The following is a 15,411-nucleotide window of genomic DNA, read 5'->3' as shown; positions in this document are numbered from 1 at the left end:
GGGCAGCAGTGGCGGGGGCGGGCAGGGGTAGTGCCGCCTCCGTTGCCGCCGGCTGTGGCTCCGCAAGGCTGCGCGGGCCGCCGCCCTCGGTGGTCGATGTCGCCCGATGCACGGCGCTGACCATGGGGAACTCTCGTGTTCTGCGGGAGCGGCCGTAGGGGGCGACGCGGACCGGACGGGCGAGGCCCGGATCGGGGCCGGGGTCGCGCGACGGGGCGGCGGGACCGTGCGGCGGCAGTGCCCCCTGGTCGGCCCAGGGCAGCGGCAGGACGGCCAGCACCCCTCCGTCCCGCGGGTCCTGGCCCACGAGACGCGAGAGCGAGGCGTCGTCGAAGGCGAGTCGAGGGTCCGCGTCGGTGCCGTGCTGCCGGCAGAGCAGGTCCCATGTGCCGAGGAACGCCCCGAGGTCGTGCAGCATCAGGTGGTAGGCGAAGTTGTTGTACTTGTACGCCGACTTCCAGAACCGCAGGACGCAGAGCAGGAAGCCGCCTTCCGGGTCGCCGTCCTGGTCGCCGCCCGGCGTCCGCAGGGCGGCGCGGACCTGCGGCACGGGGTCTCCGGCCGCCACCTGTTCCAGGGCGTGCAGTCCGGAGGCGTAATGGTGGATCCCGGACGGCACGGGTGCCGAGGGCCCGGCGGCCAGGTAGAGCTCCACGGGGTAGGCCCCGCCGCCGGACGGGGTGCCTCTGCCCCATCGGGCCCCGGTGACGGACTCCGTCCGTGCGCGGTCGGGGCTCTTGTCGATCTCCCAGCGGCGGGACAGGACTCCGGCGGACAGCTGGAGGAACGAGCCGAGGAGCGGCACGTCGTAGCCGCCCTGGCGGGGCGTGGCACGGGCGGTGTGCAGCGGCAGGGGCAGTCGCTCGGTCCTCGGGTGGTAGGTGTGCGGCGCGGGGCGGTCGGCCCAGTCGGGCTCGAATCCCGGGGGCGCGACGGGATCCGTCCAGCGTGTGCGCACCGCGTGTACGTAGTCCAACACGGCCTGGGCCGCGCGGGGTTGGTCCATCGTTCGCCTCTTCCGGCTCGTCAGGGGAACGGGTGCGGGTGGCGGTGGATCTCGTCGTCCCTCAGGGGCGCGGCCCGCAGTCCGGCCCGGTGGGCGGCGGTGCGCAGCCTCGGGCTGTGCAGGGCTCGTTGCTGGTCCCAGCCGAAGTCGATGGGGATGAGCCCCTGGGAGACGACCGCGGCGGTGCGCAGTCCCATGCCGTACTGCTCAGGAGACGTCTGGTCGACCACGGCGAGATCGCCGCCGGCCGCGTCGGTGACGAGCCGCGCGCAGAAGGTGAGCCGCGTGCGCAGGTCGTCGTCCGTGGGCCGGATCCGGTCCCAGTCCGCGAACACCTCGTCCAGCGGGCGCGGTTCGGCCCGTGGGGAGTCGAAGAGGAAGGCCGTCCTGTCGGCCATCTGCGGCAGCCCGTAGAGCATGAGGTGGTCGTGGAGGGTGCGTACGCGGTCGTAGTCCTCGGCCATGGCCAGCAGGTCGCTCTCGGCCTTGGTGACGCGTTCGGGGAAGTTGTCCACCAGCGAGGACACCTCGCCCACGGCGGAGGCCACCGCGTCCGCGGGCTCCAGCGCCGCACCCGCGGAGAAGACCACGTCACCCGGTCCGGACACCCGGCGTTTGGCGACGCACAGGACGGCGGGCACGGGCAGGTCGACGCGCATGTCGAACAGGTGGATGTCATAGCCGGCGCCCCACATGCGGTCGATCAGGGCCGCCGTGCCGGGGCGCCCGCAGGTGGCGGGGTCGATCCGGGTGGGTGTCCGCGCCCCGTACCAGGTCAGCAGGAACGCGTCGCGCTCGATCAGCTCCAACAGGCCGAACAGGGCGGCCTCTTCGAGGCAGCTGCCGGTGGCACAGCCGCTGGAGGAGCTCGTGGTGAAGCGCACGCCGGGCGGCCGTGGCCCGTAGAACGCCAGCTGCTCGGGTACGAGCACGGGCTGCCGGTCGCGCAGGGAGTGACCCCACAGCCAGTCGACTTCCAGGTCCGGTGAGAAGGGCACCATGCCGGGGTGCCGCGCGGCGTAGAAGTCCGGTCCGTGCTGGAGGCCCTCTCTCGGGTCCAGGGCCGGAAGGGACCGCTCGCGCAGGTCGTCCAGCGAGGCCGTGGCCGCGGCCCGGCGTCCGCGCGCGTGCTGCCCCGCATAGCGTTCCAGGCCCTCCAGGAAGGCCATGGCCTCGCTCTCGGCGTACGACACGGAGTGCCCGGACCAGCTCACCTCGTAGAGGGGTACGCCCTCGGTGCGCATCCCGCCCAGGCGCATGGTGCCGTTGAGGTTGGCGTTGGTGGCCGCTCCGCGCGAGGAGGCCGTCGACAGGGCGCCGAGGACCCCGCACACGGGGTTGACCAGGGCCTTCCTCGGCAGCGTGTAGTCCCGCCAGCTCCGCAGCCGGGAGCTGCCCGGCGCCAGACCGGGGCGGGGCATGGGGAACCCCGTGGCCCGCGGCGGCTCGTCCGGCCGGTCCGGGCCGCACTGCGGGCAGTCGGGCTCGGCGAGCAGGGGGTGACGGGTCGTCCTGCCGGTGAGGAGGTCCACTTCGATGACGTCGGCCAGGTCGGCTCCCCGTTCCGGCCTGGGCGTGCCCCCGGCGTGCAGTCGTGCGAGGACGGCCGCGATGTGGGGCGTACCGAACTCCGCGAGGAGAGGGGTGACGCCCCCCACCACGTAGCAGGCACCGTCCCCTTCGAGGGCCTCGCGCTCATGCTCCCTGCGCAGCCTCAGCCAGCGGCGGCGCAGACACGTCACGCACGGCCGCCGCGTGGCGGCGGTACGCCGAACGGGGCCGATCAGCGCTGTGTCCCGGTACAGCAGGACCGGGACAACCGTCCGGTGGCGGTTCGCGTCAATCGACTCGGACGGCGCGCACGGCTCAGATGGCTCGGACGCGTCTGGCGGTCCGGACGGTCCGTGGTCTCCGGGCAGCCCCAACGTACCGATCTCCACCAGCAGTTCGTCCGAGGCCAAGCCGTAGGCGGCCGCGTCCCGCGCAAGCCTGTCGCGTACGGCCAGCACGTCGGGGGCGGGCGTCGCCACCGGGGGCAGCGTCACTATCTCCATCGTCTTCAGCGCACTCCTGTGCCGGTGGACCGGATCGTGCCGTGGTGGCCGGCCGCACAGCCGGCCACCACGACGGACATGGGTTACTTCTTCTCGGGGACCTGGTTGCAGTGGCAGCCGCAGAAGACGCAGTCGGTGTGCAGGGACTCCGTGACGAGCTCGGCGGGGACCGCCTCCAGCTCGAAGGACTCCACGGTCAGGCTGCTCAGGTCGGCGAGATCGTTCTGCATGAAGACATACCTTTCTGTTGGCCTTCTTCCGGGACTGCCCCGGAAGCCGCCCGGTGTCCGTGTCCGGCACCGGGAAGTCCAAGGGAGGTTCAGGGAGTTCAGGGAGTTCAGGGAGACCAGGGAGCCAAGGCGAGCTTCAGCGGGTGAGCAGGACGCGGCCGGTCAGCGCGGGCAGCCCCGCCGCGAAGGCCGGCGGCAGGGTGCTCACCAGGACCGCCTCACGACCACGCCGCCCCAGCGCGGCCAGGAGGCCCGCCAGATCGACGGCCTCGGGCTCCGCGGTCGCCGGCTCCGCCGACGCGGCGGGCAGCAGCCGCCCCTCCGGGCACACCAGCGAGCGAGCGCTGTCGAGGCGCGGTGTGTCGTACGGGAGTTGCAGCAGGCCTGCCAGTTCCCGTACGGCGCCGAGCAGCGCTTCGGCCCTGGTCAGGCCGATGGCCGCCACCTGTACCGAACGGTGTCGACCGTCGGTCCGCGGCTCCGCGCCGGCGACGACGACCCGGGCCGGCTCGGCGGGGTCGGGTGCGGGCAGCTCGCCGAAGTGCAGTTCGCCCGCCGATCGCCGCAGGGCGGGGAGGATCGACAGCTCCTTGCTGTCGTGTTCCTCGGCGGTGAGCTCCAGAGCCCGAACCGTCACCTCGCCGCGGAGCCCCGCCTCGACGCGTTCGTGCAGCAAGACGGAGAGGACTCCGGAGAGGGCGGTCTCCTCGAAGGTCGCCCCCGCGCCGTAGCCGATCGCCGCACCGTGGCCAGTCGCCGCACCGTGGCCGGTCGCCGCACCGGCGCCGTCCGTCCCGGCCGGGGCGAAGGCGATGTGCTGGGGTATCCAGGTCAGGGTGCGCCGGCTCAGCGAGAAGGCGGGCACCCAGGTGGACTTCTCCGTGGGGCCGTCCTGGGGAGAAGTCCGGTCGGGACCGTCCGCCGGGCCGTCCGCTGGAGCCGTCGGCCGGCGGCGAGGGCCGAACCGTGGGGCGGACAGGGCAATCGAGCCCTCGTCCGTCAGCTGCTCCCAGGTGCCGAGGACCTTCGGCAGGAAGGACGGAGTACGGTCGTCGACCGCCATACGGCGGACCATGCGTTCGACGGCGTCGATCCGCGCGGCCTCCAACGACTCGAAGCTGTACCCGTAGGCGTGTCGGACACCGCCCAGCCCTCTCACCCTGCCGGTCTTCACCAGGGTCTGGGGCAGCTCCTGGTCGTCGTGGTCCGCGAGCGGGCCGAGGGTGGGGGCGAGCGCCGCGGCCTGACCGGCGGCGCGCTCCCGGCTGTCGCGGGGCAGGTCATGGCGCCCGGAGGAAAATTCCAGAATATGGTCGATGCTGTCGTCAAGCGGTTCTTCGTGGCTGCAACGAGGGCATGCGGGATGGGCGACCAAGGGTTCCCGTACGCTCTCCAGGGAGAGCGGATCGCGTATGACGACACCGTTCGTGAGTTCCGACTCGATACAGCCGGACAGGCACTTGAAGAGTTCGGCGGCCAATTCACTTCCGGCAGCCGCGGAAACGGCCGGGAAGAGTCCGGAATACGGTTCTCCCTGCACGGCCGGCATTTCCGTTCGGGCGATCCTGAGCCGTAGGCAGTGCCAGCATGAATCGCCCGTCACGCCGTGCCGCACCAAGGGGCCGAGCAGCAGGCGGCCGGCCGTCGCGTACCCGGCGAGGAACAGCAGTCCGCGCTGGGCGGCGTGGTCGGCGAGTGCGGCGACCAGTCCGGCCGACGGCCCTTCCGGAAGGACGAGGAGGGCGTCGGGGCGCCAGCTCGTGGCTCGCCCGAGCACGGCCTCGTGGTCGTGGTCCGGGAACAGTTCGAGGCCGTCGGGCGCAGCGTCGAAGGAGCCGCACAGGGCCACCTGGCGCACACCGTTGCGCAGCAGCAGGCGGACCGCGGACGCGGCTGCGGGGCCGTCGCCGACCGCCAGCACCCGGGCCTGCCTGATCTTCCGGAAGGCGGCCTGCGGCGTGTCCGTGTGATGGGCCAGGAAGGAGATCTGCTCGGCGAACCGGGACCGGGTGGCCGCGTCGAGCACCCCCTCCTGCTCGACGCGGCGCACCCGCAGGAAACCGCTCTGTACGAGCTGTGCGAGCAGCCGCCGGACCGCCGCCTCCCGCTCCGCGTCGAGCCCCGCGCACAGGCGCTCGGGAGTGCATCCGGCGGAGAGCGCGGGAGCCAATGCCGTCAGCCAGCGGTAGGCCGATTTCCCTTTGAGGAAGAAGTCCTCGTCGCCTCCTCTGAGTAGCACCCCGTCCGGCGTCTCAAGAAATGCGGCGTCCTGCCTCAGGAACAGCTCTTCTTCGCTTTCCAAGAATCCCCCTCATTTCCAGGAAAAACATATACGCGCCAACTGCGCGGCAGCCACCGGCAGTTGAGACGAAGGCAGCATGAATCGCGCCGCGCGTCTTTGGGTGATGCCACAAGAGGTGGTGCTGTCACATGAGCTGTCGATGCCGCACGGGGACGCGCACCGTCACGCCACCGAGTCGATCCGCCCCGCGGGCCGCCCTGCCGTGTCGTGGTGGATCGGTGTGTGAGCCCCCGTCAGGGGCACCCCGCTGCCGCCCCGTCGGCTCGCGACGATCTCCGCGGCGATCGACAGGGCCGTCTCCTCCGGGGTGCGGGCCCCGAGGTCCAGCCCGATGGGGGACCTGAGCCGGGCCAGGTCCAGTTCGCTCACGCCGGCTTCCCTGAGCCTGGCGTCGCGGTCCAGGTGGGTGCGACGCGAGCCCATCGCGCCGACGTAGGCGACCGGCAGCCGCAGCGCGAGCCGGAGGAGGGGTACGTCGAACTTGGCGTCGTGGGTGAGGACGCACAGGACCGTCCGGGCGTCGACGGACGTCCGCTCCAGGTACTTGTGCGGCCACTCGACGACGATCTCGTCGGCCTCCGGGAAGCGGGCCTTCGTCGCGAAGACCGGGCGGGCGTCGCACACGGTCACGTGGTAGTTCAGGAACCTGCCGACGCGCACCAGCGCCGAAGCGAAGTCGATCGCGCCGAAGACGATCATCCGGGGCGCCGGGACCGAGGACTCGACCAGCACGGTGAGCGGGTCGCCGCAGCGCGAGCCCTGGTCGCCGATCTCCAGGGTCGCGGTGCGGCCGGCATCCAGGAGGGCGGCGGCCTCCGCCGCGACCGTACGGTCCAGTTCGGGGTGGGCGTCGAAGCCGCCGTCGTAGGAGCCGTCTGGGCGTACGACAAGGGCGCGGCCGGTCAGTTCGGCCGGTCCGGACACGATCCGGGCCACGGCCGCCGCCTCCCCGCGCGCGGCCGCCCGCAGCGCGGCCGCGAGGACCGGGTGGTACGGGTCGGCGGCCCGTACCGGCATGACGAGGATGTCGATGACACCGCCGCAGGTCAGCCCGACCGCGAAGGCGTCGTCGTCGCTGTAGCCGAAGCGCTCCAGGACCGCCTTCCCGTCCTGGAGCGCCTGTCGGCACAGCTCGTACACCGCGCCCTCCACACAGCCGCCGGAGACCGAGCCGACGGCCGTGCCGTCGGTGTCCACCGCGAGGGCGGCACCGGGTTGCCGGGGTGCGCTGCCGCCGACCGCCACCACGGTGGCCACGGCGAAGTCACGTCCCTGTTCGACCCAACGGTGCAGTTCCTGCGCGACGTCCAGCATCTGCCGGCCTCCTCAACACGGTTTGTGGGGAGGGCGCTTCATGAAGCTGCTAGTGCACTCCCATCCAGCTCTCAATGGGATTGAGGGCGAAATAGACGATGAAGATGCCTGTCAGGGCCCACATGAACGCCCCGATCTCCCGCGCCTTGCCCTGGGCGATCTTGATGGCGACGTACGAGATGACGCCGGCCGCGACACCGGCCGTGATCGAGTACGTGAACGGCATGATCACGACGGTGAGGAACACCGGGATCGCCGTGGCCCGGTCGGCCCAGTCCACGTGCCGCGCGTTCATCATCATCATGGCGCCGATGACCACCAGGGCGGCCGCCGCGACCTCGCCCGGCACGATCGCCGTGAGCGGCGTGAAGAACAGACAGGCCGCGAAGAACAGGCCGGTGACGACGGAGGACAGGCCCGTGCGGGCGCCCTCGCCGACGCCGGTCGCCGACTCGACGAACACGGTCTGGCCCGACGCCCCGGACACGCCGCCGATCGCACCGCCCGCGCCGTCGATGAACAGCGCCTTGGACAGACCCGGCATCCGGCCCTTGTCGTCGGCGAGCTTGGCCTCGGTGCCGACGCCGATGATCGTCGCCATCGCGTCGAAGAACCCGGCGAGCACGAGCGTGAACACGATCATGCCGACGGTCATGGCGCCGACCTCGCCCCAGCCGCCGAACTCGACGTTGCCGAAGATCGAGAAGTCCGGCATGGAGACGGCGCTGCCGTGCAGTTCGGGAGCGCCGCCCGCCCACTGCTTGGGGTCGATGACGTCGAGGGCGTTGAGGGCGACGGCGACGACGGTGCCGCCGACGATGCCGATCAGGATGGCGCCGGGGATGCCGCGCGCCTGGAGCATGAAGATCGCGACGAGTGTGACGGCGAAGAGCAGCACCGGCCAGCCGGCGAGTTCACCAGCCGGGCCGAGGGTGACCAGGGTGGACTCGCCCTGGTGCACGAAACCGGCCTTGGAGAAGCCGATCAGCGCCACGAACAGGCCGATGCCCATGGTGATGGCGTGCTTCAGCGCCAGCGGGATCGCGTTCATGATCATCTCGCGCAGGCCGGTGACGACCAGCAGCATGATGACCACGCCGTACATCACACACATGCCCATGGCCTGCGGCCACGTCATCTGCGGGGCGACCTGCGAGGAGAGGACGCCGGAGACGGAGAGGCCGGCCGCGAGGGCGAGCGGCACCTTGCCGAAGAAGCCCATCAGCAGCGTGGTGAAGGCCGCCGCGAACGCCGTCGCGGTGATCAGCGCCTTCTGGGCGAGCGTGTCCCCGGCCGCGTCCTTGCCGGACAGGATCAGCGGGTTGAGCAGGAGGATGTACGCCATCGCCATGAAGGTGGTGATGCCGCCACGCACCTCACGCGCGATGGTGGACTCTCTCTTGGATATGTGGAAGTACCGGTCGAGCCACGACCTGCCGGCCGGGACGCGGGTTCCTTCACCCGCGTCGTCGGCCGAGGTCGTGGGCTCCAGTGACTGCTGGGTCATGTGGGGCCTACTCCCAAGGTTCATAGGGGCACCCGCCGGTTGCCTTCGGCGATCAGCGGGGTTTGGGGAGGTGCACGACCCGGGGGACGGCCCGAGACGGACATTAGGGGGTCCGGGGGACGCAGTCCCCCGGGAAGCTCGCCGGTTCAACTCCCGGAGGGCTACGTTCCGGTGAGGTGTTCCGGACGTACCGGCGTGCGGTTGAGCTCCAGCCCGGTCGCGTCCCGGATCGCCGCGAGGACGGCCGGGGTGGACGACAGGGTGGGTGCCTCGCCGACGCCGCGCAGCCCGTACGGGGCGTGGTCGTCCGCGAGTTCGAGCACGTCGACGGGGATGATCGGCGTGTCGAGAATCGTGGGGAGGAGGTAGTCCGTGAAGGACGGGTTCCTGACCTTGGCGGTCTCGGGATCGACGATGATCTCCTCCATCACCGCGATGCCCATGCCCTGGAGGGTGCCGCCCTGGATCTGGCCGAGGACGGACAGCGGGTTGAGCGCCTTGCCGACGTCCTGGGCGCAGGCCAGTTCGATCACCTTGACCAGGCCGAGCTCGGTGTCGACCTCGACCACGGCGCGGTGCGCGGCGAACGAGTACTGGACGTGGCCGTTGCCCTGGCCGGTGCGCAGGTCGAAGGCCTCGGTCGGCCGGTGCCGCCACTCGGCCTCGACCTCGACCGACTCGTCTTCGAGTACGTCGACCAGGTCGGCGAGCACTTCGCCGCCGCCGGTGACGACCTTGCCGCCCTCCAGGAGCAGCTCCGCCGTCGCCCAGGCCGGGTGCTGGGAGCCGAACTTGCGGCGCCCGATCTCCAGGACCTTCTCCCGGACCAGTTCGCAGGAGTTCCTGACGGCGCCGCCCGTGACGTACGTCTGACGCGACGCGGACGTCGAACCGGCACTGCCCACCTGCGTGTCGGCCGGGCGGATCGTCACCTGGGTGACGCCCAGCTCGGTGCGGGCGATCTGCGCGTGGACGGTGACGCCGCCCTGGCCGACCTCCGCCATCGCGGTGTGCACGGTGGCGACGGGCCGGCCGGCGACGACCTCCATGCGCACCTTGGCGGTGGAGTAGTCGTCGAAGCCCTCGGAGAAGCCGACGTTCTTGATGCCGACCGCGTAGCCGACACCGCGGACGACGCCTTCGCCGTGCGTGGTGTTGGACAGGCCGCCCGGCAGCTGCCGTACGTCCACGCCCTCGCTGGACTCCCACTGGCGCTCGGGCGGCATCGGCATCGCCTTGACGCGGCGCAGGAGTTCGGCGACCGGCGCCGGGGAGTCGACGGGCTGGCCCGTCGGCATGAGGGTCCCCTGCTCCATGGCGTTCAGCTGCCGGAACTCCACCCGGTCCATGCCGACCGCGTCGGCCAGCTTGTCCATCTGCGCCTCGTAGGCGAAGCACGCCTGGACCGCGCCGAAGCCGCGCATGGCGCCGCAGGGCGGGTTGTTGGTGTAGAGGGCGAGGGCCTCGATGTCGACGTCGTCGACCGCGTACGGGCCGACGCCGAGCGAGGCGGCGTTGCCGACGACCGCCGGGGAGGCGGAGGCGTACGCGCCGCCGTCCAGCACGATGCGGCACTTGACGTGGGTGAGCTTGCCGTCCTTCGTGGCGCCGTGCTCGTAGTGGAGCTCGGCGGGGTGGCGGTGGACGTGTCCGAAGAAGGACTCGAAGCGGTTGTAGACGATCTTGACGGGTTTGCCGGTGCGCAGGGCCAGCAGACAGGCGTGGATCTGCATCGACAGGTCCTCGCGGCCGCCGAAGGCTCCGCCGACACCGGACAGCGTCATCCGGACCTTGCTCTCGGGCAGGCCGAGGACCGGCGCGATCTGCCTCAGGTCGGAGTGCAGCCACTGGGTGGCGATGTAGAGGTGGACACCACCGTCGTCGTCCGGCACGGCCAGACCCGACTCGGGGCCGAGGAAGGCCTGGTCCTGCATGGCGAAGGTGTACTCGCCCCTGACCACGAAGTCGGCCCGCTCGGCGGCTGCCGCGGCGTCGCCGCGCAGGATCGGCTGGCGGTGGACGATGTTCGGGTGCGGGACGTGACGGCTGTGGTGGTCGTCGCGGTCGTCGTGGACGAGGATCGCGTCCGGGGCGGTCGCCGAGGCCTCGTCGGTGATGACGGGCAGCTCGCGGTAGTCGACCTTGATCTTGGCGGCGGCGCGGCGTGCGGTCTCCGGGTGGTCGGCGGCGACGATGGCGACCGGCTCGCCGTGGTGGCGTACCTTGCCGTGCGCGAGGACCGGGGTGTCCTGGATCTCCAGGCCGTACCTCCTCACGTCGGTCGGCAGGTCGTCGTACGTCATGACGGCGTACACGCCCGCCGTGGCCAGCGCCTCGCTGGTGTCGAGGGACACGATCTCGGCGTGCGCGACGGTCGAGCGGAGGATCTGGCCCCACAGCATGTCCTCGTGCCACATGTCGGACGAGTACGCGAACTCGCCGGTGACCTTGAGGGTGCCGTCCGGGCGGAGCGTGGACTCGCCGATGCCGCCCTTGGTCCGGGAACCCTGGGTGATCTTCGTGGGAGTGCCGAGGGGGGCACCGCCCGCTCGAGCGAATTCGAGAGTGGGGGACGGCATGCCGATCAGACCGCCTCTCCCTGCCGGGCGGCCGCGAGGCGGACCGCGTCCATGATCTTCTCGTAGCCGGTGCAGCGGCACAGGTTGCCCGACAGGGCCTCGCGGATGTCCGCGTCGCTCGGGTCGGGGTTGCGCTCCAGCATCTCGTCGGCGGCGACCAGCAGACCGGGCGTGCAGAAGCCGCACTGGACGGCGCCGGCGTCGATGAACGCCTGCTGGACCGGGGAGAGTGCGGTGCCCTCTCCGGTCTGCGAGTCGACGGGCCCGGCGGCTCGTCCCTTGGCCTCGGCCAGCCCTTCGACGGTCACGACCTCACGGCCCTCGACCTGCCCGGCGGCGACCAGGCACGCGCACACCGGCACTCCGTCGAGCCGGACCGTGCAGGATCCGCACTCGCCCTGTTCACAGGCGTTCTTCGACCCCGGCAGCCCCATCCGCTCCCTGAGCACGTAGAGCAGGGACTCGCCCTCCCACACGTCGTCGGCTTGCTGCGGACGTCCGTTGACAGTGAAGTTGACGCGCATCAGGCCACTCCCTCCGTGCGGGCGGCGGTGCCTCGGTACGACTCCCAGGTCCAGGTCAGCGTGCGGCGGGCCATGACGCCGACCGCGTGGCGGCGGTAGCTCGCGGTGCCCCGGACGTCGTCGATCGGGTTGCAGGCGCCGGAGCACAGCTCGGCGAACCGCTTGGCGACCGACGGGGGGACGATCCTGCCGTTGTCCCAGAAGCCGCCCTCTTCGAGCGCCGCGTTCAGGAACTCCTCGGCGGCCTCGGCCCGTACGGGCGTGGGGGCGGCCGAACCGATCCCCGTACGCACGGTCCGCGACCCGGGGTGCAGCGCGAGCCCGAAGGCGCACACGGCGATGACCATGGCGTTCCTGGTCCCCACCTTGGAGAACTGCTGCGGCCCGTCGGCCTTCTTGATGTGCACGGCCCGGATGAGCTCGTCGGCGGCGAGCGCGTTGCGTTTGACGCCCGTGTAGAAGTCGTCGACCGGGATGCGGCGGGTGCCGCGCCCGGCCGACTGGACCTCGACCTCGGCGCCCGCCGCGAGGAGGGCGGGGTGGGCGTCACCGGCCGGGGAGGCGGTGCCGAGGTTGCCGCCGACGCCGCCGCGGTTGCGGATCTGCGGGGAGGCGACCGTGTGCGAGGCGAGCGCCAGACCCGGCAGCTCGGCGCGCAGGTTCTCCATGATCGTGGTGTACGACACCGAGGCGCCGAGCCGCACGCTGTCCTCGCCGACCTCCCACTCGTAGAGGTCGCCGACGCGGTTCAGGTCGAGGAGGTACTCGGGCCGGCGGTGGTCGAAGTTGATCTCGACCATCACATCGGTGCCCCCGGCGATCGGCACGGCGGTGGGGTGCTCGGCCTTCGCGGCGAGCGCCTCCTCCCAGCAGGCGGGGCGAAGGAAGTCCATGACCTGCTCTCTTCCTCGTCTCGGGGGTCGTACGGTTTGAGCCAGATCAGATGCGGTGGGACCGGCTCGTTCATGCTCTGTTAACGCGGATTGACGTCAGTACACAGCGCCCCCCAGCACGGCGGTCAGTCACGGAAACCATGAAGGAGTTGGCTGGCCAGGGCGGTCATCTTGTAGATTCGTATGAACGGAGGTCATCAGAAACCTCCCCGCTCTCCTCGGGAAACACCGGGCACAGCGCTGTGACCTGGGACACCGTCCGAAAGACGACGAGCACCGCCTTCGGCGCCGCTCACCGGGCCCGCGGAACGGGCCGCACCCACAGACCCATCAAGCTCATCAAGACTCATCGTAGATTTCGAGACAAAGAACGGCGGCGACGAGAATGCGGCTGCGCGCACTGCTGGACACCGACGCGCTGGGCCTCAAGCTGCTCGGCGGCGAGGACGAGCTGGACCGCACCGTGCGCGGTGTGATGACCACCGACCTCAGGGACCCCAGCCGCTACCTCTCCGGCGGCGAACTGGTGCTCACGGGGCTGGCCTGGCGTCGCGACTCCGCGGACTCCGAGCCTTTCGTCCGCCTCCTCGCCCAGGCCGGCGTGGCGGCCCTGGGGGCCGGCCAGGCCGAGCTCGGCGACATCCCGGACGACCTGGTGCTGGCCTGCGCCCGACACCGCCTCCCCCTGTTCGCGGTGCACGAGTCGGTGGCGTTCGCGACGATCACCGAGCATGTCGTACGGCAGGTGAGCGGCGAGCGGGCCGGGGACCTGGCGGCCGTGGTCGACCGGCACCGCCGGATGATGACCTCGGGCCCGGCGGGCGGCGGCCCGGACGTGGTCCTCGACCTCCTCGGCTCGGACCTGGACCTGCGGGCCTGGGTGCTGTCACCGACGGGCCAGCTCATCGCGGGCTCCAAGGTCGGCGGCCCGGCGCTGGCCCCCGAGGTGTGCGCGAGACTGGCGGCGGAGCATCTGACGGCCGCGCGCACGGGCCGCCGCGGCCCCCACCGGCTGCCGCTGGGCAGCACGCAGTACTCCCTTTTCCCGATCCGCAGCGCCGGCCGCTCGGCGCAGGCCGCGCGGGACGTGCGCGAGACGGTGCTGTCGGAGTGGCTGCTGGCCGTGGAGGCGGACGCGAGCGACTGGCCCGAGGAGCGCCTGGACCTCCTCCAGGGCGTCACCCAGCTGATCGCGGTGGAACGCGACCGGCGCGACGCGGCCCGCACGGTCCGCCGCCGGCTCGCCCAGGAGGTCCTCGAACTGGTCCAGACGGGCGCGGCGCCCGCCGAGATCGCCGCCCGTCTGCGGGTGGCGGCCCCGGTCCTGCTGCCCGGCCTCGGCACGGCCCCCCACTGGCAGGTGGTCGTGGCCCGGGTCGAGTGGGAGGGCGGTGACATCGAGGAGGAGGGCCCGATCGCGCAGTCCCTCCTGGAGGAGATCCTGGTGGACCCCCTGGCCACCGGCCCCGAACCGTCCGACCGCATCGCCGTGGCCCACATGGGCGACGAGGCCATAGCCCTGGTCCCCCTCCCGGCGGTCTCGTCGGAGCACGACGGCTCGGAGACCGGCATCCTCGCGGAGGCGCTCCTGGACTCGGTCCGGGACGCGCTGTCGGCGGGCCTGGACGGCGACGGCCGGGTCACGCTCGGTGTGAGCGCGGCGGTGCACTCCGCGGAGGGTCTGCGCGGCGCCCTGGAGGAGGCCCGGCATGCCCGCCGGGTGGCCGCGGCACGCCCCGGGCGGGTCTGCGCGGCCGGCCACCAGGAACTGGCCTCCCACGTCCTGCTCCTGCCCTTCGTCCCCGACGACGTGCGCCGAGCCTTCACGGCCCGCCTGCTCGACCCGCTCCGCGACTACGACCGCCGCCACCGCGCCGAACTCATCCCCACCCTCGAAGCCTTCCTCGACTGCGACGGCTCCTGGACGCGCTGCGCGACCCGTCTCCACCTGCACGTCAACACACTGCGCTACCGAGTGGGCAGAATCGAGCAGTTGACGAGCCGGGACCTCTCCCGGCTGGAGGACAAGCTGGATTTCTTCTTGGCATTGCGCATGAGTTGACCGCGCCCGGCTCCCCCGCCGGATGGCACCAAGTGCCGCCGCTGTCCCACGACTTTGTGAAATCCTTCACCCACCCTCTTGGCCGAACCCGCCGATCCGTGCTGAGATGCCGCCACCACTCAACAGCTCGATGGCGTGCTCGGGGAGGGCGAGGTGGCGCATACCGCCATGTCTGGTAACGGAACGACCGCCGGTGACGATCCACTCCAGACCGCGGTATGGCGGCTGCGCTCACGCGCGTGCTGGGCGGACGCGGCGGCCCTGCTACAGCCAGTGACCGCGCAGGCCGCGCTGCAGCGGGCGTCGCTGCTGGTGGAGCGCTGTCTCTACACCGAGCAGGGCTGGGAGGAGGCCGAGGACGCGTTGCGTACGGCCGAGGCGCTTGCTCACAGTGACGACGAGCGGGGTGCTGCCGCTTGTGAACGCGGGCAACTTGCCTATGCGGCGACGTTGCACTCCGTGCGGGATCGGGCCGACGAGGCGCGGGCCGCGCTGGGGAGGGCGGCGGCGTTGATCCCTCCGGGGGCTGCGGGGAGGGCGCTGCTGGACTTCCGTCGCGGCCTGCTCGCGGAGAACCTCGCGCGCTCGCCCCAGGCGGCGCGCGCGGCATACCGCCGGGCCCATGCGGGCGCGACGGCCCACGCCGACCCTCTCCTGCTCTCCTTCACCTGGCGTCACCTGGCCGGACTCGCCCTGCGCGACGGTGAGTTGGCGGAGGCCCGCCACGGTTTCGCCGAGTCCCTCCGCATCCGCGAGGAGCTCGGCTACCTGGTCGGTACGGCTCCCGCCCTGGCGTCCCTCGCCGACGCGGAGACCGAGCCGGAGGCGGCCCGATTGCGCAACGAGGCCCGCCGCCTGTTCCACCTCCTCGGCGGCGTCCCCACCTGGCTGGCCCGCCAACTGGCCCCAACGCCCCCCGCGGCGGCCTGACCCAACGTCC

11 protein-coding genes are annotated in these 15,411 nt (G+C 71.8%); 2 read left to right on the top strand and 9 right to left on the bottom strand.

Annotated features, from left to right (window positions below; translation table 11 throughout):
• The 9 genes from L0P92_RS32895 to L0P92_RS32855 all read right to left on the bottom strand — a co-directional run.
• A partial coding sequence (locus tag L0P92_RS32895; protein ID WP_234766716.1) for a SagB family peptide dehydrogenase occupies nucleotides 1-1,006 on the bottom strand: 1,006 nt, incomplete at its 3' end.
• Nucleotides 1,007-1,026: 20 nt separating this feature from the next.
• Complete coding sequence (locus tag L0P92_RS32890; protein WP_234766715.1) at nucleotides 1,027-3,060, bottom strand: TOMM precursor leader peptide-binding protein; 2,034 nt, start codon at nucleotides 3,058-3,060, stop codon at nucleotides 1,027-1,029.
• Between the two features lie 83 nt (nucleotides 3,061-3,143).
• Entirely contained in the window at nucleotides 3,144-3,290 is a 147-nt protein-coding gene (locus L0P92_RS32885; RefSeq protein ID WP_234766714.1) for a hypothetical protein, read from the bottom strand.
• Between the two features lie 136 nt (nucleotides 3,291-3,426).
• Entirely contained in the window at nucleotides 3,427-5,592 is a 2,166-nt protein-coding gene (locus L0P92_RS32880) for a TOMM precursor leader peptide-binding protein (RefSeq protein ID WP_234766713.1), read from the bottom strand.
• Nucleotides 5,593-5,754: 162 nt separating this feature from the next.
• Nucleotides 5,755-6,906, bottom strand: a complete 1,152-nt coding sequence (locus L0P92_RS32875) for an XdhC family protein (protein WP_234766712.1) — start codon at nucleotides 6,904-6,906, stop codon at nucleotides 5,755-5,757.
• 49 nt (nucleotides 6,907-6,955) lie between these two features.
• Nucleotides 6,956-8,413, bottom strand: a complete 1,458-nt coding sequence (locus L0P92_RS32870) for an NCS2 family permease (RefSeq protein WP_234766711.1) — start codon at nucleotides 8,411-8,413, stop codon at nucleotides 6,956-6,958.
• A gap of 161 nt (nucleotides 8,414-8,574) precedes the next feature.
• Complete coding sequence (locus L0P92_RS32865; RefSeq protein WP_234766710.1) at nucleotides 8,575-10,992, bottom strand: xanthine dehydrogenase family protein molybdopterin-binding subunit; 2,418 nt, start codon at nucleotides 10,990-10,992, stop codon at nucleotides 8,575-8,577.
• A 5-nt stretch (nucleotides 10,993-10,997) separates the two neighbouring features.
• Nucleotides 10,998-11,516: a (2Fe-2S)-binding protein gene (locus tag L0P92_RS32860; RefSeq protein ID WP_234766709.1), complete on the bottom strand. Its 519-nt coding sequence runs from the start codon at nucleotides 11,514-11,516 to the stop codon at nucleotides 10,998-11,000.
• Nucleotides 11,516-12,409, bottom strand: a complete 894-nt coding sequence (locus tag L0P92_RS32855) for an FAD binding domain-containing protein (protein ID WP_234766708.1) — start codon at nucleotides 12,407-12,409, stop codon at nucleotides 11,516-11,518. Before L0P92_RS32855 ends, L0P92_RS32860 begins: the two co-directional genes overlap by 1 nt.
• Before the next feature lie 385 nt (nucleotides 12,410-12,794).
• Between L0P92_RS32855 and L0P92_RS32850 the strand changes: the two genes are divergently transcribed.
• Nucleotides 12,795-14,471, top strand: coding sequence for a PucR family transcriptional regulator (locus tag L0P92_RS32850; protein ID WP_234766707.1), 1,677 nt, complete (start codon nucleotides 12,795-12,797; stop codon nucleotides 14,469-14,471).
• Nucleotides 14,472-14,624: 153 nt separating this feature from the next.
• A complete protein-coding gene (locus tag L0P92_RS32845; RefSeq protein WP_234766706.1) occupies nucleotides 14,625-15,401 on the top strand; it encodes a hypothetical protein in 777 nt (258 codons plus the stop codon).
• The last annotated feature ends 10 nt before the right edge of the window (nucleotides 15,402-15,411 follow it).

Origin of the sequence: Streptomyces muensis, assembly GCF_021474425.1 — a bacterium.
Lineage (GTDB): Bacteria > Actinomycetota > Actinomycetes > Streptomycetales > Streptomycetaceae > Streptomyces > Streptomyces muensis.
Note: the sequence above shows the minus strand (reverse complement) of the source record. Positions and strands in the feature narration are given on the sequence as shown.